Below are 22041 nucleotides of genomic sequence, written 5' to 3' on the forward strand. Positions count from 1 at the left end.
CTCCTTTCTAAGGAAAATAAAGTGAAACTGAGGTTTCTACTTTATAAATATTTAAGGAATCTTGAGAATTTGTATAATATACTATTATTTTAAACTGCTGAAAAAATGTTGATAACTATTAACATTTAATAGAAATATGATATTATATATCATATTCTTTTGGAGGGGTTCCCGAGTGGCCAAAGGGGGCAGACTGTAAATCTGTTGGCTCCGCCTTCGAAGGTTCGAATCCTTCTCCCTCCATTTAAGAATTGTTTTTACTTAGCAGATGGATTTTTATAATTTGAATATTTATTGGCATAAGGAAATTGTTCTTTTATGCCGGAGTGGCGGAATTGGCAGACGCACAGGACTTAAAATCCTGCGGTCCTTAAAGACCGTACCGGTTCGATTCCGGTCTCCGGCATTTAATTAAAAAAGTATTTGACAAATGTATTAATAACTGGTAAAATTGTTTTGCTGATTCAGCCCAGATAGCTCAGTCGGTAGAGCAGAGGACTGAAAATCCTCGTGTCGGTGGTTCGATTCCGCCTCTGGGCATTAGTTGAACACCAATAATAAAATATAATATGCGGGTGTAGTTCAATGGTAGAACACCAGCCTTCCAAGCTGGATACGTGGGTTCGATTCCCATCACCCGCTTTCATGCGTGAGTGGCTCAGTGGTAGAGCATCGCCTTGCCAAGGCGAGGGTCGCGGGTTCGAATCCCGTCTCGCGCTTTTGTTTTATAAAATAATATATGATGGGTAGTCGCCAAGCGGTAAGGCACTAGACTTTGACTCTAGTATGCGTAGGTTCGAATCCTGCCTACCCAGTTAAAAGAGATACGATGGTATCTTTTTTTTTGAGGATGTTTATTAACACATATTTGATAATTGATACAATTATTACCTAATATTACAAATAGACATAGGTATTCATCTATTTTTTGGACTTACAATATTATTTCTATCTAGCATATAATAATTGTAATAAATTATTAGGGTGATATAATGTACCAACCTCAAAATTTTAATTTCAATACTGTCGATGGCATTACAAAAAAACAATTAGAAGAGCACTATGCTCTATATGTAGGATATATTAATAAATTTGGAGAGATTAATGACCTGTTAAAACAAAAAGACAGTTATGAAAATCCTAACTCCACATACAGTACATTAAGGAGTTTGAAAAAGGGCGAATCATACTCGTTGAATGGGATTATACTGCATCAACTATATTTTGGTAATATAACTGGTCGTAAGTCTAAAATAGATGGTAAAATACTAGATATGATAAATAGGGACTTCGGATCATATGATAATTTTGTAGAGATGTTCACTAATACAGGGCTGAGTATGAGGGGATGGGTAGTATTAATCCAAGGAGAGTACAATGGAAAACTTCGTATAATAGGTCAAGATAGTCATGATAATGGAACTGTATATAATGGTAAACCAATACTGGTTTTGGATGTATATGAACATGCTTATATGATTGATTTTGGTATTGATAGAAAAGAGTATATCAAGGTGTTTTTCGAAAATATCAATTGGGATGTTGTTAATAAAAGATTAGAGATGACCAATATAGTTGCGTATAGATAGATTTCTTGAAGTAACAAGCACTGATGGTTTATCCATTGGGTGTATAAGTTTTTGCATTCTATTATTAATATGCATGAATATAATTAGGTAACTATATATTTAGAGGTTGTATTTATGTTGAGAAAAGTTTTTTTAATCGTTGTCTTAACCATATTTGTATGTATAATAGGAGGATGTAAAAAAGAGGTAACACAAGAAGTAGAAGCTAATTTTGTAATTAATGACGAAGTCATAGAAGATATAGTAGAGGGGTTATGGGTAGAAGTATCTCTAAAAGATGAAGAACATAAAGTTATTGTTAGAGAAGATAATGAAATCATAAAAGAAATGATATGTTCTGGTGGAACCAAAGAAGAGCCTACTTTACTTGGAACCTTTAATTTAGAAAATAGAGGATTATGGTTTTACTCCGAGAGATTCAAAGAAGGAGCAAAATATTGGGTTAGAATTACAGAACAATATTTATTTCATGGTATCCCTAGAGATAAAGATTGGAATATTATAGAGGAAGAACAAGAAAAGCTAGGTAAACCAGCAAGTCATGGATGTATAAGACTTGGGGAAGATGAAGCTCAGTGGTTCTATGAAAATGTGCCAGATGGAACTACAGTAATTATTCACGAATAGATTTAAAAATTCCATGAAATATGTTAGTATTAATTAAAGTTATAGTTTAAGATTAGATAAAATTGATAAAGATTAAAATAATAATATAAAATTAACATTATTGTAAAATCTATATGATACAATAAAATAATATAAAAATAGTGCAAATGAACTAGTTGAAAGAACCTAATTATTTAGGGGGAAATAAAATTGAGAATAAAAAAATATATATTTATCCTAATGGTTTTTGTCTGCCTTATTCTAACAAGTTGTAACAATGACAAAAAATTAAAAGTAACCGTTGTGGATAATGAAACAACAAATACCAAATCTGCTGATTTAGAAAGTACAATTTCAGATATTAATTTTAATGAATGGTTATACTTTGGTAATCCTGATGACAATTACAAAATATATAGGATGAAAACAGATGGTACTGGGCTGACTAAAATAGCTGATGCTAGATTTGATGGAATAAGTAATCTAGAAAACTGGATTTATTTTATTGATACTAATGAAAAATATACTCCAGCAAAATTAGCACGTATTAATTGGGATGGTACAGGCAAAGAAATGCTTTCTGAAGAAGATGTAAATGCTTTTTGCACAAGTGAAGACAACATATTCTATATATTTGAAAATAACATTTACAGGATACAAAAAGATGGTTCACTAAAAACCAAAATAGTATCTACAGAAACTCCGATTTATTCTTTGAAATATTATGACGATACTGTTTTTTATAGTACTGAGCAAGGATTGTTCAGTATTGATAGTAATGGAAAAAATTCCAACTCAGTATTAGAAGGTAATTATTCAGACTTCAGTATCAACAATGATAGGATATATTATTATGATAATAAAATGTATAGTTGTGGGCTAGATGGTAGTGATGAAAGACAATTATTTGATTTAAATGTAAGGGATGTTTTTGTTGATAATGATGTAGTTTATTATAGCCAAGATGAATATCTCTATAAAATTAATAGTTACGATGGTAAAACTAACAGTATATTTTTAGAAGAATCCCTTAATAACTTTTACGAAAAAGATTGTTACTTATATTTTTATGGGCAAAACAGAATATGGAAAGTTAAATCTGATCTATCAGAGAAAAAGATTTTTATTGGAACAGGTGGAGAACAACACCATAAGATGTATATAAAAGTTGATAACAGGATATTCTCCAAAAACTATGAAAATATAGATAGTGCTAATGAATTATCATCTTACAAACTTTTCGAAGTAGTAGGTGATGAAGTGGGTAAAAAGATATCAGATATAGCTATCAACATGTTTGATACCAACAATGGGAAAGTTTATTATACTGATGCAGTAGATAAAAAATTATACTGTCTGGATATTAATTCCAATGATAAAAAATTAATAATAGATAAGATGGTAGGTTCATTCATCATATATAATAATTCCATTTATTACACGGATATGAGTGATAATTATAAATTATATTCTTTTAATATAATAAACAGTAAAATCACTAATATTACCAATATACCTGTAAGTAATATTAAGCGTTCAGGAAATACTATTTATTTCTTGGATAACAAAAAAAGAATCGGCATATATAATGCAGCTACAGGTAATGATAGCAGATATATTAATGTATTTACTACTATCTACGATATCGTAGGAAATATAATATATTATAAAAATGAAGATGATGATGGTAAACTATATAAAATAAAGACCGATGGAAGCGAAAATATCAAGATTACGGAAAACACAATAAAAGATATATATGCTAATGATGAAAATATTTATTATGTAGAAAAAAATGGAGCTAATCTATTATATAGAATCTCTAACGAACAAGCGGAAGGCGAATTCTTAGATATGATAAGTATGGCATATACAGATATGGAAATAATAGATGGTAAATTCTACATGAGTGTTGCATCCGAGGGCGGAAACTACTATACTGTAGAAAAATACCTACAAGACCTAAAATTCAACGTATCATTTGATATGGAAAAACAAATTGATGTAAAATGGAAATACTTTGTTTATAAAGTTGACGGTTATATGGGGTACCTCTATAAGTATAATGTTGATACTAATGAAATTAAGCTTATTGTTGATAAATGGGTTTCTGATTTTCAGATAGAAGGAAAATATATATATTACACTGGATTAGATGGAATAAATATCAATTTTTCTACTTATATAGATAGAATCAATCTAGATACAGATGAGATAGATAATATTATTACATTTAGTGATCCAAGGATATATAATATCTCTTTCAAAGTAATAAAAGATAATATTTACTATTCTCTAGATGATTCTACAGATGGTTTTATATGGAAAAAGAACCTAATAAATAATGAACAATCAGTAATAGTAGATGATAGTAGTAATTTAGAGGAAATAGTAGATGGGTGGATGTATTATCAAAACAATAATAAAAGGCTTGTACGGGTTAAATTAGATGGCTTAGAGAAACAGATTCTCACTAATACCTATAGTGAGTTCATATACGCTAATAAGAATGAGCTATACTATCTAAGTATAAGCGGGGAAGACAGCTTCAAAGGAATAATCATAAAAAGGAATATTGATAACAATTCTAAAGAAGTTGTTGTAAACAAGGAAATAGCCATAAGTGATTTGATTGTTGTAAACGATAAGTTATATTATAACTTTGATGGTATAAATAGGTATGACTTAAGAACAGGTAATACCACTAAGGTTTATGATAAAGAAGTTGACTATTTTTCCTTGGTGGGTGACGTATTGTATATATCCATACACGATGGAGAAAATTATAAAACAATAAAAATGCCTTTACAATAAATATTTGGGGCTGTCTCATAAAAGACAGCCCTATTACATTATGAATAAGATTAGAAATCAGTTTGGAAAGGACTTATTTTATGAACGTACTTTTAGTTGGAATAAATGCTAAGTTTATTCATTCTAACTTAGCAATAAGATACTTGGAGAAATATTGCAGTGACTATAAAGATAATATTGAAACAGCAGAATATACGATCAATAATCAATATGATTTTATTCTACAAGAAATATATAAGAAAAAACCTGATATATTAGCCATTTCTTGTTATATCTGGAATATAGAAATCGTTAAATCATTAGTAAAAGATTATAAGAAAATATCTCCTGAGACTACGATTATTCTTGGAGGTCCAGAAGTATCATATGATACAATCGAATTAATGGAAGAATATAAGGAAATAGATGTAGTATTAGTTGGAGAAGGTGAAGAAACCTTTAACGAACTTATGAAACACTATATTGATGGTAATAGTGCGATTAACATGGTAGATGGCATTATATATAGAGATGGTAATAAAATATATAGAAACACGCAACGAACACCTCTAGGATTAGATGATATACCTTTTGTCTATGACGAAGGATTTCAACAGTTCGAAAATAAGATCATCTATTATGAATCATCTAGAGGTTGCCCTTTTAATTGTCAGTACTGTTTATCCTCTATTGAAAAAGGGGTAAGGCTTAGAAGTCTACCGATAGTATTAAAAGAGCTACAATGCTTTCTTGATGCTAGAGTAGTACAAGTTAAATTTGTTGATAGAACATTTAATTGTAATAAAAAACATGCTCTAGGAATTTGGAAATATCTACATGAACATGATAATGGGTTCACTAATTTCCATTTTGAAATATCAGGAGATCTATTAGATGATGAAACTATAGATTTCTTGTCTGGAGTTAGACCAGGATTATTTCAACTTGAGGTTGGAGTACAATCAACTAATGAAGTGACCATAAGCAACATTAAAAGAAAAACTAATTTTGAAAGATTATCAAGTGTAGTCAGTAAAATCAATAAAGGAAATAATATACATCAACATCTAGATTTAATAGCAGGGCTCCCTGGGGAAGATTATGATTCCTTTGGGAGGTCATTCAATGATGTCTATAATTTGCAGCCCCAGCAGTTACAATTAGGGTTCCTGAAGATATTAAAAGGTTCAGGATTAAAGCAGGATGCAGAAAAATATGAGATTCTATATAAAGATAAAGCACCTTACGAGGTACTTAGAACTAAGGAATTGACGTATGATGATATTCTGAAGTTAAAGATGATTGAAGAAATGGTGGAAATATATTATAATAGCGGAAATTTCTATTTTGCTATAAAATATATAGAGAGGAGTTTTGAAACTCCATTTAGCCTATTTGAATCTTTGGCAGGTTATTGGCTGAAGAAGAATTATCATGAAGTTAATCACAATAAGATTAAGCTATACACAATTTTGTTAGAGTTCTATAATGATATTATAGAAAAAGACGATGATAACATTAAGCACATTCTTAGGTTTGATATGTACTTACAGGAAAAAGTTAAGAAGTTTCCATATTGGTTAGAACGTAATGATAGTCATAAAGGATCTATAATCGATTTCTATAAGAGTGAAGAAAACATTAGTAGGTTCCTTCCAAATTATAACGGTTATACATCAAAGCAGATAAGTAGAATGGCTCATTTAGAAATATTTCCTATTAATATCATAAAATGGGCGAATGACTTTAGGGAATCTATTGAACATAATGAAATAGCAGTATTATTTGATTATCATAATAGAGATATATTCAGAAATAATGCTAAATATGTTCAGGTAATAATTTAATTTACAATATTTCCCAGGAAATGGTAATATTTCCCAGGAAATGGAAAAGAAAGGAAGTGTTTTTTATGGCAAATAATAAGACGATAAAAAAAGTTCTTAACTTATTAGATGAGAATTATCCAAAAGACATAAAATGTTATTTAGACCATGAAAACCCTTGGCAACTGCTTATTGCTACTATATTAAGTGCTCAATGTACTGACGATAGAGTTAATATTGTAACGAAAGATTTATTCAGGAAATATACATCTGTTAAAGATTTTGCAGAAGCAGATATAGAAGAATTACAACAAGATATTCGCTCAACTGGTTTTTATAGAAATAAAGCTAAGAATATTAATGGGTGCTGTAGAGCATTATTGGAACAATATGATGGACAAGTACCAAAGGATATAGAGAAACTAGTTAAGCTCCAAGGAGTCGGAAGGAAAACAGCAAATGTCATTAGAGGGAATATATATAATATCCCAAGTATAGTTGTTGATACTCATGTTAAGCGAATATCAAAGAAATTAGGCTTCACTGAGAATACAGATCCTGTTAAGATAGAATTTGATTTAATGGAAATATTACCTAAGGAACATTGGATCAGATATAATACTCAAGTAATCGCACATGGACGAGCTATATGTACTGCGAGAAGCCCAAAATGTGAAAGATGCTTTTTACTACCTTATTGTAAAACAGGACTTGGAAATATGATTGATGTGATTGACCAATAAGTCAGACTATATACCCTAAGATATTGTAAAAAGATTCAAATCATGATACTATAATGTAGGTTATAAAAAGAATAATTAGCTAACTTAATATATGCATTTAATTTATGATGATATAGTATTTTAGCGTTATGACAAATAAAATAATTCATGCTAAAGTTTTAAGATAGGGAGGATGAACATGGAAAAACCAATAATAATTGGCATTGCTGGAGGTACTGGTTCAGGTAAGACAACTCTAGTAAATAAACTAAAAGATGTATTAGGTAATGAAGTAGTTGCTTTGACACATGATTATTATTACAAAGCGAATGCTCACCTTGAAATTGATAAGCGAAAGTTACTTAATTATGATCACCCTAATGCATTTGATACGGACATTTTAATAAGTGATTTGATTAAATTGAAGAACGGTGCATCTATACAACGTCCGATATATAGTTTTGTGAAACATACTAGAGAAAAAGAAACGGTAACAGTAGAGCCAAAAAAAGTAATTATTATTGAAGGCATCTTATTATTTGAAAACAAAGACGTAAGGGATTTGTTGGATATTAAGGTGTATGTGGATACAGATGCTGATGTACGTATTATCAGAAGAGTTCTTAGAGATGTAAAAGAAAGAGGAAGAAGCCTTGATTCTGTCATAAGCCAATATCTTAATACTGTAAAGATAATGCATGAGGAATTTGTGGAACCTAGTAAAAAACATGCGGATATCATTATACCAGAAGGTGGTTATAATGAAGTTGCATGTTCAATGCTCATTGATAAGATTAGAGCACTGCTCAATGAGTAAAACCTAATAAAAAGAGAGGTATTTTAAAAAGTGTGTATCATTAATGTAAACGCTGAAAATATTGATTATACAAGTGCTCTGGGTAAATTGGGGAATTCAATAAAATTATACAAAATAATTTTAGTAGGATTTAAAAATAAATATGCTGATGCATATGATGACCTAGTAACTTTAGGCAGAGAAAATAATTATACGGAAGCGAGAATATTATCACATAGCTTAAAGGGGGTTTGTGGTAATCTTGGAGCTAATAATCTAGAAATTATATCTAGGAAACTTGAATATTCCTATCTAGATAAGGATGATGAACATTTACAATTCCTTGATGATTTTAGACAAGAGATGGATTTGGTTTTAAAGGATATAAATATTATTTTAGATTGCATTAATTAAGTAATCGGTCTAAATAAATTTTCACCATGAACTGAGGTGTCATTATGAAAAACTTTGTAGCGTTTGATATAGAAACGACAGGTATAAGTCCAATGGATAGTAAGATTACTGAGATTGGAGCAGTTAAAATAGTTGATGGTATTGTAGTAGATAAATTTAATCAACTCATTAATCCAGAAATATCAATTCCGGATAATATAGTATCTCTTACTGGTATCACCGATGAACTAGTAAAAGATGAACCTACAGTTAATTTTGTTTTACCGGATTTTATAGATTTTTGTAGAGGATTTGATATACTTGGACATAATATTAAATTCGATTTCAGCTTTATAAAAACTAATGCACTGCAATTGAATATGACCTTTGAGAAAAATGCACTTGATACATTATTGATATCAAGAATGGTTCTAAAAGATTTACCAAGCAGGAGATTAGGATGTTTATGTGATTATTATAAAATAGACTATCTGAATGGTCATCGTGCATTTAATGATGCATATGCAACGTATCAGTTATATAATCAGCTTAGAGATGATTATTATGAGGAAAACAAGGAGTTATTTATTCCTAGACCTATCTTATGGAAACCGAAAAAAACTTCTGTTATTACATATAAACAAAAAGCATATCTTGCAGCATTAATAAAAAAGCATGATGTAGTGCTTGATAAACATATTGACGAATTATCGAAAAGTGAAGCAAGTAAAACAATAGATAATATCATTAATACATATGGAAGAGCAAAATAAATAACTGATGGTATAAATTATAAAGAGCTTAGAGCATTTAATATTTTATCTTTAAACATAAATTGAGTATCATTAATTTGTGAATATAAAGAATTAAAGCTCTTAGTATCTTTTTTTATTTTATATAATTTTCCTAGTAATATATAATGACCACTGATATCAGTTTTGATATTAACTCCTATTTCTAAAACTTTGATGGCTTCATCAATATTATTATTTTCATGTAGCAACTTTCCCCACTTGTACAGATGTTTTATAAGCAAGGTATAATGCTCCTCATATAGTATAAGAGTATCCAAATTGGCAGTGCCGTACTCTATTTTCAGATCCGTATTTGTTTTGCCATGAAAATCAATCATTTTAAGTTTGATCAAGTCCATAATCTTATTTTGAATATGTAGTATTTCATCAGGATATTCCTTATTTTTTGATATTGGTAACTCATTTTCATCAATATGTATATAGTCAAGATCATCAATGGATTTTTTTCTTGCAAACATTGCTTTCTCTTCTCTAGCCCAAAATGTTTTAGAAGTGTTCTTGACTTCTCTATCAGCCTTGGTCATTTTTAATTTGATAACAATAATTAATATAATAAATGATAATAAAAAAATTGGTATTGGCATCATATCACCTCATTTTTGTCAAAAATAACTTCTTTTATATTTTGACTAATAGTGTTATTATAATATATAATTAGTAGTAACTCAACGTTTATGAATATAAAAGACTAGTATACAAATAAAAAAGGGTATAAATTATTTATTCATGGAGGGAAGAAGATGAACATATTCAGAAGTAGAAAAATGATGAAAAGAATAGCTATAGTAATAACTGCTATAATGATAGGTAGTGCTGTTGCGATAGCATTAGTTCCATTCATAGCATAATAAATCTAAGATGATATTTTTATATAGACTCTGTTTATGATAGTGTGCTATGTCTTATTGGTTTAGCTTACTGTTTGAACAGAGTCTATTTATTAGTAAGGTCTTTAGTTGAATTGTTTATAATTACCTAGAATCTTGAAATGATGACAATCCTTAGACATTTTTTGAAGAGCTTGATTAATAATATTATTATTCATGTTTCCTTCAAAATCAATATAAAAATTATATTCCCAAGGAGTATTGCCCCTAGGTCTGGATTCTATTTTTAACATATTGATATTATTTTCTGCAAAATGTTTTAGAACATGATATAAAGCACCTGCTTTATGTTCTGTAGATAGGACTACACTTATTTTATTACACTCTTCACTGACTATTAATTTTTTACATAATATTATAAAACGTGTTGTATTAGTATTATTAGAATTGATATTTGAGGTTAATATATCTAGATTGTAGAGCTGAGCTGCTTTTTTACTACCTATTGCAGCTATTTTTTTATTGCCTTTTTTCATGATGTATTCAGCACTCTTAGCGGTGTTATAATAGGGTACAAGTTTCCATTTGTAATTACTTAAGTAATCTTTACTTTGTTCAAATGCTTGTGGGTGGGAATAGACTTCTTTGATATCTTCTATTTTACATCCTTCTATTCCCATAAGATTATGATTTACTTTAACGTGGGTCTCTCCGACTATATGACATTCATACTTATTAATTAAATCATAAACATCAGAAATTGCTCCTGTTGAAGAATTTTCAATAGGGAGTACACCATACAAAATGGAGCCTTCTTCTAATGAAATACATATATCTTCAAAATTCTTGACTGCTACTGTATCAACTTCTTCTCCAAAATAATTATATAATGCTTCTTCGCTGAATGCTCCTTTCACACCTTGAAATCCTACTCGTAATAATGACATGAAATCACTCACTCCATTCTAGTTTTGGCATTTATGGTATTAATTAATAAATATACATAAATATTAGTCTAAAGTCAAATGTTTATATATTTAGTATTAATTAAAATATTATATATTATTAGTATAATATAATTTGATGAATGATTAAAATAGTAGCTTATTGAAAAATGTAATATAATATTTTATAATTATAGGGAGTGAAAATTTATAATATGGTGATTATGATGCTTAGAGGAATATATAGAACAATTAGCCAACGTATAAGAAATATAAAGATTTTTTATAAATTAATGTGGTATATTATTTTTATTGGTATGATACCAATTATTACATTTAGTATATCATCTTATAATAATACTCATAAACAAGTAGAGCATCAATTATTTCAGAGTAGTGAACAATTATTCAATAAATACATAGATGGTATTCAATTCAAATTGAGTGTGTATGAAAACCTTACATGGGGAATTATTGTCAATGATTCAGTCCAGAAGATTCTATCTGAAGTTGATAGATGGCAGCAGAAAGATGTAAACGAAGTACATGAAAAAATATCCAAAAATATAGATATCATGTATAAAAGCAAGAGAGTAAATGGTATTTATAATATAATGCTGTATTCCCTTGATCCTAATTTCCCTAGAGATGGTCATAGTGTTTCCAACATAAGTAGGATATCTCAAGAACCATGGGGAGAAGAGATAAATATTGATAGTAAAGAGACTATTAGTTTCTTTTATGATGTACCAACGTTAGATGATAATATAGTTTCAATCGTAAGACCTATCATTGATATTACCAGTGAAAATTGGAATATTATAGGTTTATTGAAAATAGATATATTGGATAGGGAATTATTTGGACTTAATACGAAAGTTAATAATGACTATAAAAATAGTCTGTATATATTAGATGATAAAAATGAATTAGTATATTACGAAGGAGATTTACAATATAAAGAAGATGGATTACAGACAATTAACTCTATGCACACAGAGAACAATACACTTACATACAGAGAGGTATTAGATAATAAGGATGTAGTTTTCTATAAAAAAGTAGATCGGTATAATTGGAGAGTTTTCTTTGTAACTCATTATTCCTCAATCTATGAAGTGATTGAAAATGAAACAAATGGTATAGTCATATATGGTATCATAGTAACATTGTTAGTCATTCTAATAACCATAGTATTTTCTAAAAAGTTTTCAAGTAGAATACAAATCTTATATAAAAAGATGTTGAAAGTGCAAAAAGGTGATTTGGAAATAACTGATAATGTTATTGGAGAAGATGAAATAGGAGAACTGAATAATTATTTTAATGGGTCCATAGAAAAAATTAAATCACTGATTAGAGAAAACTATATAGAAAAAATAGAGAAGAGAGAAGCGGAATTAGTAGCATTACAATTTCAGATAAATCCTCATTTCCTTTATAATACGTTGGAATCCATTAACTACATTGCAGAAATTTACGATTGTAATGAAATATCCATAATGAGCCAAAAGCTAGGAGAAATGTTTAGATATAGTCTTAATAAGGATTCAGAAGAATTTGTTATGTTGTATCAAGAAGAGAACCATATAAGGAACTATATTGATATTCAGAATATTAGATTTGATGATAAGTATGATATCATCTCTAATGTGAGTGAAGAGATCAATAAATATAAGATATTAAAATTCATATTGCAGCCTATAGTTGAGAATTCTATAAAGTACGGTTTTAGGAATAAGGAAAAAGGAGTAATAAAAATAGAAGCCTCGGTTATTAATAATTATCTGATAATGACAGTCACTGATGATGGTCTTGGAATTGATGGTGAAATGTTATTAGAGATAAATGAGTTCATTAATGATATGTCATTTAATCTAGACCAAAGCCATGGGAAAAGCATAGGTTTAAGAAATGTAAATTTACGAATAAAAATGACCTGCGGAGAAGCATATGGGATAAAAATAAAGAGTGTTATAGGTGAGGGTACAAAGGTTATTTATAAATTGCCTATAAATATATAATGGGAGGTAGGATATGTATTCTTTATTAGTTGTAGAGGATGAAAAATGGATTCGTAAAGGTATTGTACATAAGCTTAAAAAGGTCGGATTATCCTTTGATGAAATCTATGATGCGAAAAATGGTATTGAAGCATTAGAAATAATTAAGGATAATAATATTGATATAATAATAACAGATATTTGTATGCCTGATATGGATGGTATAGAGCTGATAAAAAAGGTGAAAGAATTCAATAAACATATAGAATTCATTATTATAAGCGGATATTCAGAGTTCCGATATGCTGAGGCAGCTATAAATATGGGTGTCAAGAGCTATCTATTGAAGCCTACAACAGATGATGATCTAATGTCAGCTCTTAATAAAGTGATTTATCATATTGAAGAAAAAAGACAATATAGTAATTTATCAAAAGAAAATATTAATATAAAGATATGCAATGAAAAATTGACTTATGAAAATGAATTAAACTATTTATTGAAATCAAAGCACAACAATAGCGAATTTTTACAAGAGAATTACCCTCTAATGTATAAGAGTAACCAATATCAATTAATGATACTAAATATCAATTATGATGCAAAAGACGAATGTAAAAATAAGTACTATGATATTGAAGAGATGAAAACTAAAATATTCGATTATCTAGTTACTAATATTCACTTTGACAATTACTATGCGTTCAATAATATGGATATATTGAATCAGATTCTGATTTTAATATGGGGTAATGAAGATAGATTAGGATTAACTTGTGACAAGATCAGTAAAAAATTATTCTACGATTGTTTACATGAAGAGCAGATTTCCAAAACCATAGGTATCAGTACTATATTTAATAATATTAATGATGAGCTTTATAAATCTGCTAAGAAAGCTCTCGACTTAAGATTGATCTATGGATTGAATAAGATTTTTATAAGAGAACACATTGATATATCCAATGAATTCATATTCCCTAAAAATGAATTGAAATTATTAAAAAAGAATATAGAAAGAAGTTATATCAAGAATATTAAAGTACTGTTAGCAGAGATATTTTCAAAAGAAAGGTTCAAAGAATCAAGCGCAAGTAACCTATACTTTTTATATTCTGAAGTAGTAAACACCATATATGAAACATTATATTCAACAAATGTTGATATTGAGAAAGTTACTCAATATGATTTATCACAATATGATATTATGAACTATGCTAACAGGCTAGAAGATATTTCTCTATACTTATTTAAACTAATTGAGAATAGATTGACAATGAACAAGAATACATCTATAAATTGTAGAGAACTTGTTGAAGAGATTACTAAATATATTGATATGCATTATGAAGAAAAGATTAATGTGAAGAGTTTAGCTGCTAGGTATGGGATTAACCCTAATTATTTTTCAACAATATTCAAAGAACAATTAGGTGTTACTTGCACTAAATATATTACAATGAAAAGGCTGGATTATGCTTGTAGAATGCTCAAGGAGACAAACATAAATGTGGAAGAAATAGCTAAGAGCGTAGGATATAATGACCTTCAATATTTTTATAGAGTATTTAAAAAAGAGTTTAATTATACCCCTATGGAGTATAGAAAAGGAGCTGTCTCATAATACACTTTTATGTATTACGAGAACAGCTCATTTATATTTTTTAGAGATTTGTCCAATAATTTTTGAAGAAAAATCCATTAGATTATTAATCTTTTATTTATATAATCTAATTACACATTAAATAATAAAAGGAAGGATATGGGGATGAAGAGATTAAGAGTTTTTTTAAGTCTAGTTTTTCTTATGACATTTTTTATGTTGACACAAAACGTCAATGCACAGCAGCCCTATGCATCGTACTGGTATCCAAATGATTTCCTAGCGTGGACTCCAGATAATGACCAGGATTCAGAATTCAATAGAGGAATGATTCTTCTGGAAAACCGGTTTACTGGTGATGGGGTCAACAGTAATGCTATGGCAGAGCCAAAGATACAGATACTAGCCACTATGAATCCAAGTACAAGTGATAATCCATCACAAGGATCAGATGTATTTGATAGATATACATTTAATTATTGGCAGTATATCGATTCATTAGTTATGTGGGGTGGTTCAGCTTCAGAAGGAATAATAGTAACTCCAAGTGCAGATGTCATAGATGCTGCTCATAAAAATGGAGTTAAAGTGTTGGGGTGTGTTAATTTCCAACCTGATTATTATGGTGGAAAATTACAATGGGTAAGAGAAATGATACAAGAAAATCCTGCTGGAGTATTCCCAGGTGCAGATAAACTCATTGAGGTTGCAGAGTATTATGGATTCGATGGATGGTTCATGCATGAGGAAACTCAAGGAGCCACTACAGCGGATGCATATCAGATGCAGGCTTTTATGAAATATTTCCAAGAGAATAAACCAGAGGGTATGGAACTGCATTGGTATGATTCTATGAGCAGTAATGGAAATATCCAATATGAAAATGCACTTACTAGCAATAATGAAATGTTTTTCCAAGATGGAAATCATGTAGTTACTAATGGATTTTTTACAAATTATTGGTGGAATGATATGTCTTCATCACGTGATAAGGCAATCAGTTTAGGTAGAAGTCAATATGATGTATATGCAGGGGTTTATACTGAAGCTAATGGTTATAATGAACCAAGCGGTCAATTCCATGTTGAATGGGATGGAGTTTTTCCAGAAGGTCAGGAAGCTAAGACTTCTATAGGAATCTATAGACCAGATTGGACATTCAGAAGTTCTTCAGATGGAGATGATTTCTATGCTAGAGCAAATCGTTTCTGGGTAGGAAAATACAGGGATCCAAGAAATACTAGTACATCAGATTATTGGAAAGGTATAGCTCATTACATAATAGCAAAATCACCAATTGATAGTCTTCCTTTTACAACTAATTTCAATACTGGTAATGGACATATCTATGCAGTAGATGGGGAAGTAAAACGTGATAGAGATTGGAATAACAGAAGTTTGCAAGATGTTTTACCTACATGGAGATGGATTAGTGATTGTACTGGTACTCCTTTGTATCCAAGCATTGACTGGACAACTGCATATTATGGCGGAAGTTCATTAAAAGTAAGTGGTGTGTTAAGTCATGATAATGCAACAAATCTTAAGCTTTATAAGACTAAGTTGGCTATTGAAGCCAATACAGAATTATCTATTACTTATAAAACACCAATGAGTGAATCACATATGCAGGTAGGTATATCTTTTAATGATAATATAGGCCAGTTTACTTATCTTAACGTGGGAACATCTACACCAAATGAGTGGACAACAAAAACAATATCATTAAATGGATATGTTGGTAAAACCATAGAGAAGTTATCATTGAATTTTGATAGTGACACTACCATAACAGACTACATAATAAATGTAGGGCAGATAGCTATTAGAAATGCAGATTCAAGTGTACTTCAACCAGTTTCTGGTTTAATGATTATGGATAATGATATTATTGAAGGCTTATATTCAGATGCAAGATTAAAATGGAATAAGCTTAATGGGGATGTAGAGGTATATGAAGTATATAGAGTGAAATCGGATGGTACTAAAGAATTTATTGGGGCTACACCTAATAATGCATATTACGTTTCTAAAATGAGACGTGATGGATATGAAGCTGAAACAACTCTAGAGGTAATAGCTCTTGATAAGAATTATAATCATGGTCAAGTGGCTAATGTATCTTTTGAGTGGCCTCCATATCCAACTCCTGTAGCAGATTTTACAGTAGACAAGACTTTAATCAAGCCTAATGAAACAGTTACCTTCCATAACAAATCTTCAGAAGCAACACAATCAATAAGTTGGAATTTTGAAGGAGGTTCACCAAGCAGCAGCAGTGAAGAAAATCCACAAGTAACGTACAGTACTGAAGGTGTATATACTGTAACTTTGACAGCTAGTAATGAAATAGGTGAAGACATTGAGACTAAGGAAGAATTGATTGTAGTTTCTAATGACATATCAGTAAGTAATATAGCTGTTATGAAAAATGCTACAGCAGATACCTTCGTTTCAGGAGAAGAACCATCAGGAGCTGTAGATGATGCAGTAAATACTAAATGGTGTGCTACAGGTGCAGAACCTCATTGGTTAGTTGTAGAACTTGGTTCAGAATATGTGCTTAGTGAATTTGTTGTTAAACATGCTGAAGCAGGAGGAGAAGGTTCAGGTTATAATACAAGTGATTATAAAATCCAAGTAAGCAATGATGGAACTAATTGGACAGATGTAGTCAATACTATAGGAAACACATTAGGAATCAGTAACCATGCAATAGCGCTTACATCTGCAAGTTATGTAAGATTATACATTACAGATGCAGGAGGAGATTCGGCAGCACGTATTTATGAGTTCCAGATTATGGGATATAAAGATAATACTTCACCAACATTACCAGGGAATTTTGATCTATTATCTCCTGCTAATGATTTAAGCTGGATATCACGAACAAATACTTCTTTTGATTGGGGAGATTCAATTAACGCTTCTGGCTATCAAATCGTAGTTGATGATAATAGTGATTTTTCCAGCCCTGAAATAAACGTTTCAGATATTAATGATAGTAATTATACTTCAAATATAACATTAAACAGATTAACAAAGTATTATTGGAAAGTTATTGGAATCAATAGTAATGGTTCTACTCAGTGTAACAGTATATCATCTTTTAAAACAAGTTTCTTCTAACAAACAATTAATTTATGAAAGAGGCTGGTTTTTACACTGATAAGCAGTCTCTTTTATAATCGAACCTGAAGATTTAGGGGGAAGATAATGAAAACATTGACAGCAAAGGCACCAAAAAATAAAATAGTTAAAAATAATAAGAAATCAGTATGGAAAAGAATATGCAAATACAAGATATTATATCTATTTTTATTACCTGCAATAGTATTTTATTTTGTTTTTGGTTACATACCAATGTATGGTGTAACTCTGGCATTCAAAGATTTTAGGTTTGATACAGGAATTTTAATGAGTCCTTGGGTAGGATTAAAATACGTGAAGAAATTTTTTACTTATTTCCAATTCGAATTATTGATAAGGAACTCATTTTTCATAAGTTTTTTGAAATTATTATTAGGTTTTCCAGCTCCAATCATTTTAGCATTAATGCTTAATGAAGTCAGAATCAATAAATTCAAACGGGTAATACAGACAGTAACATATCTACCTTATTTTGTATCATGGGTAGTTGTTGCTACCATATTCAGTAAATTCTTATCTCCTCATCAAGGACTTTTTAATGATATAAGGATGGCTATGGGTAAAGAACCAATATTCTTTTTAGGGTTTGCAAAGTGGTTTTATATTGTAATTGTATCTTCTGATATATGGAAAAATATAGGATTCAATTCAATTATATATCTGGCAGCTCTTAGTAGCATAGATACCATGTTGTATGAGGCTGCAGCAATAGATGGAGCTAGCAAATGGAAACGACTAATTCATATCACTCTACCGGGTATAATGCCTACCGTAGGGATACTATTCATATTAAGCATGAGCGGGTTATTAAAAGCGGGATACGAGCAGATTATTCTATTCCAGCAGCCGCCGACAATTCCAGTATCTGAGGTTTTGGAGACATATTCAGTTAAGGTAGGATTACAACAAGGTCAATATAGTTATGCAACTGTAGTTGGGTTGTTTCAGTCTATTGTATCTTTGATATTGATTGTTGTCACCAATCGTATAGCAAAAAAAGTTTCAAATACATCTCTTTGGTAGGTTTTATATGACAATGATTGGAGTGATTTTACATGGTTGAGAAACAGTCTACAGAAGGAAAAATATTTAAAGTACTTAATTATACGCTTCTTGCATCGTTGGGTTTCATAACATTCTATCCTTTTTTTTACATATTGATTTTATCATTCAACGATGGTTATGATGCGTTAAAGGGTGGATTATATTTTTGGCCTAGGGTTTTTACATTTGATAATTATATAAAGGCTTTTCAAGATCCATTGATACTTAATGCATTCGGAGTTTCAGTTTTTCGTACAGTCATTGGAACATTCTTATGTGTGTTTTTGACAGCTTTAGCAGGATATGCACTATCTAGAAAAGATCTGCCAGGAAAAGGAATAATAACATTTTTCTTTTTCTTTACGACAATTTTTACTGGTGGATTGATACCATTTTTTATATTGCTCAGAAGCCTGCGTTTGACAAGTAGCATATGGATATATATACTACCGTATTTATATCAGTTTTTTAACATTATCATTATGCGTACATATTTTCAGACCATACCGGATGAATTAAGGGAATCTGCCACTATTGATGGTTGTGGGGAGTTAAAGATATTTCTTAAGATATATTTACCATTATCTCTTCCTATGATTGCTACAATAACATTGTTCTACGGAGTTGGTCATTGGAATGATTGGTTTGTGGGTGCATTCTTTGTTTCTGATAAAAAACTGAAACCTGCAGCTACTATTTTGCAGAAAATCCTTAGTGAAACCAATTTTGAGCAAGCTACTGATACAAAGAACATGAATTATAATATAAGTCGTTCCAAGACAACTCCAGAAGCGCTAAGAATGGCATTCTTAATGATAATTACATTACCTATTGTATGCGTTTATCCATTCTTACAAAAATATTTTGTTAAAGGTATCATGATAGGTTCAATAAAGGGTTAGATATATATTTTTCTCGATGTTATAAGTTGAATATAACCCAATAATTGCTGGCTTTATAGCAATTATGTAATTCAACTTATGTATATATATATAAAATAATTTAGGGAGGTTTTTCACATGAAAAGAAATATTAGAAGATTTTTTTGTACAGTTATGGTAGTTATGTTGACTTTTTCCGTTTTTACAGGTTGTAGTAAAGATAAGAAAACCAATATAACCAATACTGATAAGGGTAGTGAAAATGAAGCGGAGAATAAGGAACCAATAGTCGTTAAGGTATTCTCTTGCTGGAATGGTTCAAGTGGTAATGCACCTAGAGATCATTATGATAATGTAGTAGCAAAAAAATTATTAGAAGAAACTGGCGTGATTCTTGATATAGAATATGCCACTTCCTCAGAATCAGAGAATCTTAATATGATGTTTTCATCAGGTGATGTTCCTTATGATTTAGTTACTGCACCTTATTGGGGTGGTAATGGAGGAGAAACTGCAATAATAAAAAGAGCAAGTAATCAAGGTATGGTAATGCCTCTTGAAGATTTACTTGATGAATATGGTCAAAATATCAAAGAATTCGAAAAAGGCTGTGCAAAAGATTTTCTGGAGAATGATATTTATTGTAGAGAATTTGATGGGCATACATATGTAATACCATATCAATTACCTGCTACACCAGAAGATAATAAAAACTGGGGATATTGCGTATACGTACGTAAAGATATCATGGAAGACTTAGGTTGGAAGGCAGAAGACTTTGACCACTCAGAGAAAATATATGAATTTCTGAAAGAAGTTAAAGAGGGTGATTTTGAAGATGCTAATGGAAATCCTATAATACCAGCAGGTAACTGGCATAACGGTTGGGATTATAATCAACTAACACGTTCATATCATACAGGTTATATGTGCGGATTCTGGGTTGACCCTGATACTGATAAAGCCATAGTTGATAGAAGAGGACCATTAGTAATTGATGAGATATTATTCATGAGAAAATTAGTATCTGAAGGCTTATTTGACCCTGAAGCTTTTAGACAAAATGACACTATCGCAAAAGAAAAACATGCTGTAGGTAAATATGCTCTACATGGAGTTCACTATTTCCATCAAAAAGATTTTTATAAGAATACTTTGTATAAAGAGCATCCTGAAATGGAATACATACCAGTAGGACCTATTAAAAATAGCAGAGGACAAACTGGCGGTAATGCATTAAAAGGTAGAGCAGGATCACCTGCATGGTTTATACCAGAAGATACTGATGAAGAAATTGCAAAAGCAGCAATAAGAGCAGTTGATTATCTAAATAGCGAAGAAGGAAAGCTATTGGTTTTTTATGGACTTGAAGGTGTACATTATGACATGGTTGATGGAAAACCAAAGATGAAAAAAGAATTTATTGAAAAGAATAAAGAAGGAAGTCTTAAGACCGAAACAGGAATTCAAGGAGAATATAGAGAGTTCATTTCACTATATCCATATATAAGTGAATGGGGTGAATTTACTCCAGGTGAATCAGAAATACCTGATGCAACATACGAACATATTATCAAAGATATCGTTCCAGATACAATTGTTGAAGGATACAGAGCCAGCAATTTCATAAACAATTATGAGAAGAAAGACGAGATTAATGAACTGCTTAACGGAGATTTATGGCGTGATTATCGGGAGAGAGCATATTTTGCATCATCAGAGGAAGAAGCTAAGAAGATCGTTGCTGAATATTGTAAATATTTGATTGATGGTGGAATCCTAGAATACGAAGAATTCATTAACAAAGAAGCAGAAAAAAGAGATGACAAAGTTCTATTCTAAGGAGTTTATTCTAGAGCATTAAACATATCAAAAAGTTAAGTTGTCAAGATAAACCAAGAAATTAATAATTAGTTCTTGGTTTCAGACTAAAACAGACAACGGTCGTATATTGAAATCATATATAGTGATAATACACTCTCGTTACGTTTGTTGCTTCTATCTGTTTTTAAGGTATGGCAACAAGCCGTAAAAATCGTTATTATCACT

16 protein-coding genes and 6 tRNA genes are annotated in these 22041 nt (G+C 30.3%); 20 read left to right on the top strand and 2 right to left on the bottom strand.

The genetic code is table 11. The features are described from left to right. Positions 1 to 161: 161 nt before the first annotated feature. From ACX6CF_RS02605 to ACX6CF_RS02670, 14 genes are all read left to right on the top strand, one after another. Positions 162 to 243: transfer RNA gene (locus ACX6CF_RS02605), tRNA-Tyr, on the top strand. A 77-nt stretch (positions 244 to 320) separates the two neighbouring features. Continuing rightward, positions 321 to 406: transfer RNA gene (locus tag ACX6CF_RS02610), tRNA-Leu, on the top strand. A 61-nt stretch (positions 407 to 467) separates the two neighbouring features. Then, positions 468 to 540 (top strand) — tRNA-Phe (locus tag ACX6CF_RS02615). Between the two features lie 31 nt (positions 541 to 571). Beyond that, positions 572 to 642: transfer RNA gene (locus tag ACX6CF_RS02620), tRNA-Gly, on the top strand. A 5-nt stretch (positions 643 to 647) separates the two neighbouring features. Further along, positions 648 to 719: transfer RNA gene (locus tag ACX6CF_RS02625), tRNA-Gly, on the top strand. Between the two features lie 24 nt (positions 720 to 743). Next, positions 744 to 815: transfer RNA gene (locus ACX6CF_RS02630), tRNA-Gln, on the top strand. A gap of 177 nt (positions 816 to 992) precedes the next feature. Continuing rightward, complete coding sequence (locus ACX6CF_RS02635) at positions 993 to 1589, top strand: superoxide dismutase (protein WP_458783740.1); 597 nt, start codon at positions 993 to 995, stop codon at positions 1587 to 1589. Between the two features lie 114 nt (positions 1590 to 1703). Further along, positions 1704 to 2216 (top strand): L,D-transpeptidase, encoded by a 513-nt coding sequence (locus ACX6CF_RS02640; protein WP_458783741.1) that lies wholly within the window; start codon positions 1704 to 1706, stop codon positions 2214 to 2216. Positions 2217 to 2405: 189 nt separating this feature from the next. Beyond that, positions 2406 to 5009 carry a DUF5050 domain-containing protein gene (locus ACX6CF_RS02645; RefSeq protein ID WP_458783742.1) on the top strand — a complete coding sequence of 868 codons (2604 nt, stop codon included), beginning with the start codon at positions 2406 to 2408 and terminating at the stop codon, positions 5007 to 5009. An 80-nt stretch (positions 5010 to 5089) separates the two neighbouring features. Further along, complete coding sequence (locus tag ACX6CF_RS02650) at positions 5090 to 6835, top strand: B12-binding domain-containing radical SAM protein (protein WP_458783743.1); 1746 nt, start codon at positions 5090 to 5092, stop codon at positions 6833 to 6835. A gap of 65 nt (positions 6836 to 6900) precedes the next feature. After that, positions 6901 to 7557, top strand: coding sequence for an endonuclease III (gene nth, locus ACX6CF_RS02655; protein WP_458783744.1), 657 nt, complete (start codon positions 6901 to 6903; stop codon positions 7555 to 7557). Between the two features lie 178 nt (positions 7558 to 7735). After that, positions 7736 to 8353, top strand: a complete 618-nt coding sequence (udk, locus tag ACX6CF_RS02660; protein ID WP_458783745.1) for a uridine kinase — start codon at positions 7736 to 7738, stop codon at positions 8351 to 8353. Between the two features lie 30 nt (positions 8354 to 8383). Further along, positions 8384 to 8746: an Hpt domain-containing protein gene (locus tag ACX6CF_RS02665; RefSeq protein ID WP_458783746.1), complete on the top strand. Its 363-nt coding sequence runs from the start codon at positions 8384 to 8386 to the stop codon at positions 8744 to 8746. Between the two features lie 44 nt (positions 8747 to 8790). After that, positions 8791 to 9498 carry a 3'-5' exonuclease gene (locus tag ACX6CF_RS02670; protein ID WP_458783747.1) on the top strand — a complete coding sequence of 236 codons (708 nt, stop codon included), beginning with the start codon at positions 8791 to 8793 and terminating at the stop codon, positions 9496 to 9498. 17 nt (positions 9499 to 9515) lie between these two features. On the opposite strand, the gene ACX6CF_RS02675 is transcribed toward ACX6CF_RS02670, so the two are convergent. Next, positions 9516 to 10124 carry a hypothetical protein gene (locus tag ACX6CF_RS02675; RefSeq protein WP_458783748.1) on the bottom strand — a complete coding sequence of 203 codons (609 nt, stop codon included), beginning with the start codon at positions 10122 to 10124 and terminating at the stop codon, positions 9516 to 9518. A 368-nt stretch (positions 10125 to 10492) separates the two neighbouring features. Beyond that, on the bottom strand, positions 10493 to 11314 hold the full coding sequence (gene pheA, locus ACX6CF_RS02680) for a prephenate dehydratase (RefSeq protein ID WP_458783749.1): 822 nt from the start codon (positions 11312 to 11314) through the stop codon (positions 10493 to 10495). 212 nt (positions 11315 to 11526) lie between these two features. Between pheA and ACX6CF_RS02685 the strand changes: the two genes are divergently transcribed. The 6 genes from ACX6CF_RS02685 (at position 11527) to ACX6CF_RS02710 (ending at position 21834) form a co-directional block, all read left to right on the top strand. Further along, a complete protein-coding gene (locus ACX6CF_RS02685; RefSeq protein WP_458783750.1) occupies positions 11527 to 13335 on the top strand; it encodes a sensor histidine kinase in 1809 nt (602 codons plus the stop codon). A gap of 13 nt (positions 13336 to 13348) precedes the next feature. Continuing rightward, entirely contained in the window at positions 13349 to 14938 is a 1590-nt protein-coding gene (locus ACX6CF_RS02690) for a response regulator (protein ID WP_458783751.1), read from the top strand. Between the two features lie 144 nt (positions 14939 to 15082). After that, positions 15083 to 18046: an endo-beta-N-acetylglucosaminidase gene (locus ACX6CF_RS02695; protein WP_458783752.1), complete on the top strand. Its 2964-nt coding sequence runs from the start codon at positions 15083 to 15085 to the stop codon at positions 18044 to 18046. An 87-nt stretch (positions 18047 to 18133) separates the two neighbouring features. After that, positions 18134 to 19090 carry an ABC transporter permease gene (locus tag ACX6CF_RS02700; protein ID WP_458783753.1) on the top strand — a complete coding sequence of 319 codons (957 nt, stop codon included), beginning with the start codon at positions 18134 to 18136 and terminating at the stop codon, positions 19088 to 19090. Between the two features lie 32 nt (positions 19091 to 19122). Beyond that, positions 19123 to 20013: a carbohydrate ABC transporter permease gene (locus ACX6CF_RS02705; protein WP_458783754.1), complete on the top strand. Its 891-nt coding sequence runs from the start codon at positions 19123 to 19125 to the stop codon at positions 20011 to 20013. Positions 20014 to 20130: 117 nt separating this feature from the next. Continuing rightward, on the top strand, positions 20131 to 21834 hold the full coding sequence (locus tag ACX6CF_RS02710; RefSeq protein WP_458783755.1) for an extracellular solute-binding protein: 1704 nt from the start codon (positions 20131 to 20133) through the stop codon (positions 21832 to 21834). Positions 21835 to 22041 lie beyond the last annotated feature (207 nt).

This window comes from Vallitalea sediminicola (assembly GCF_054408565.1).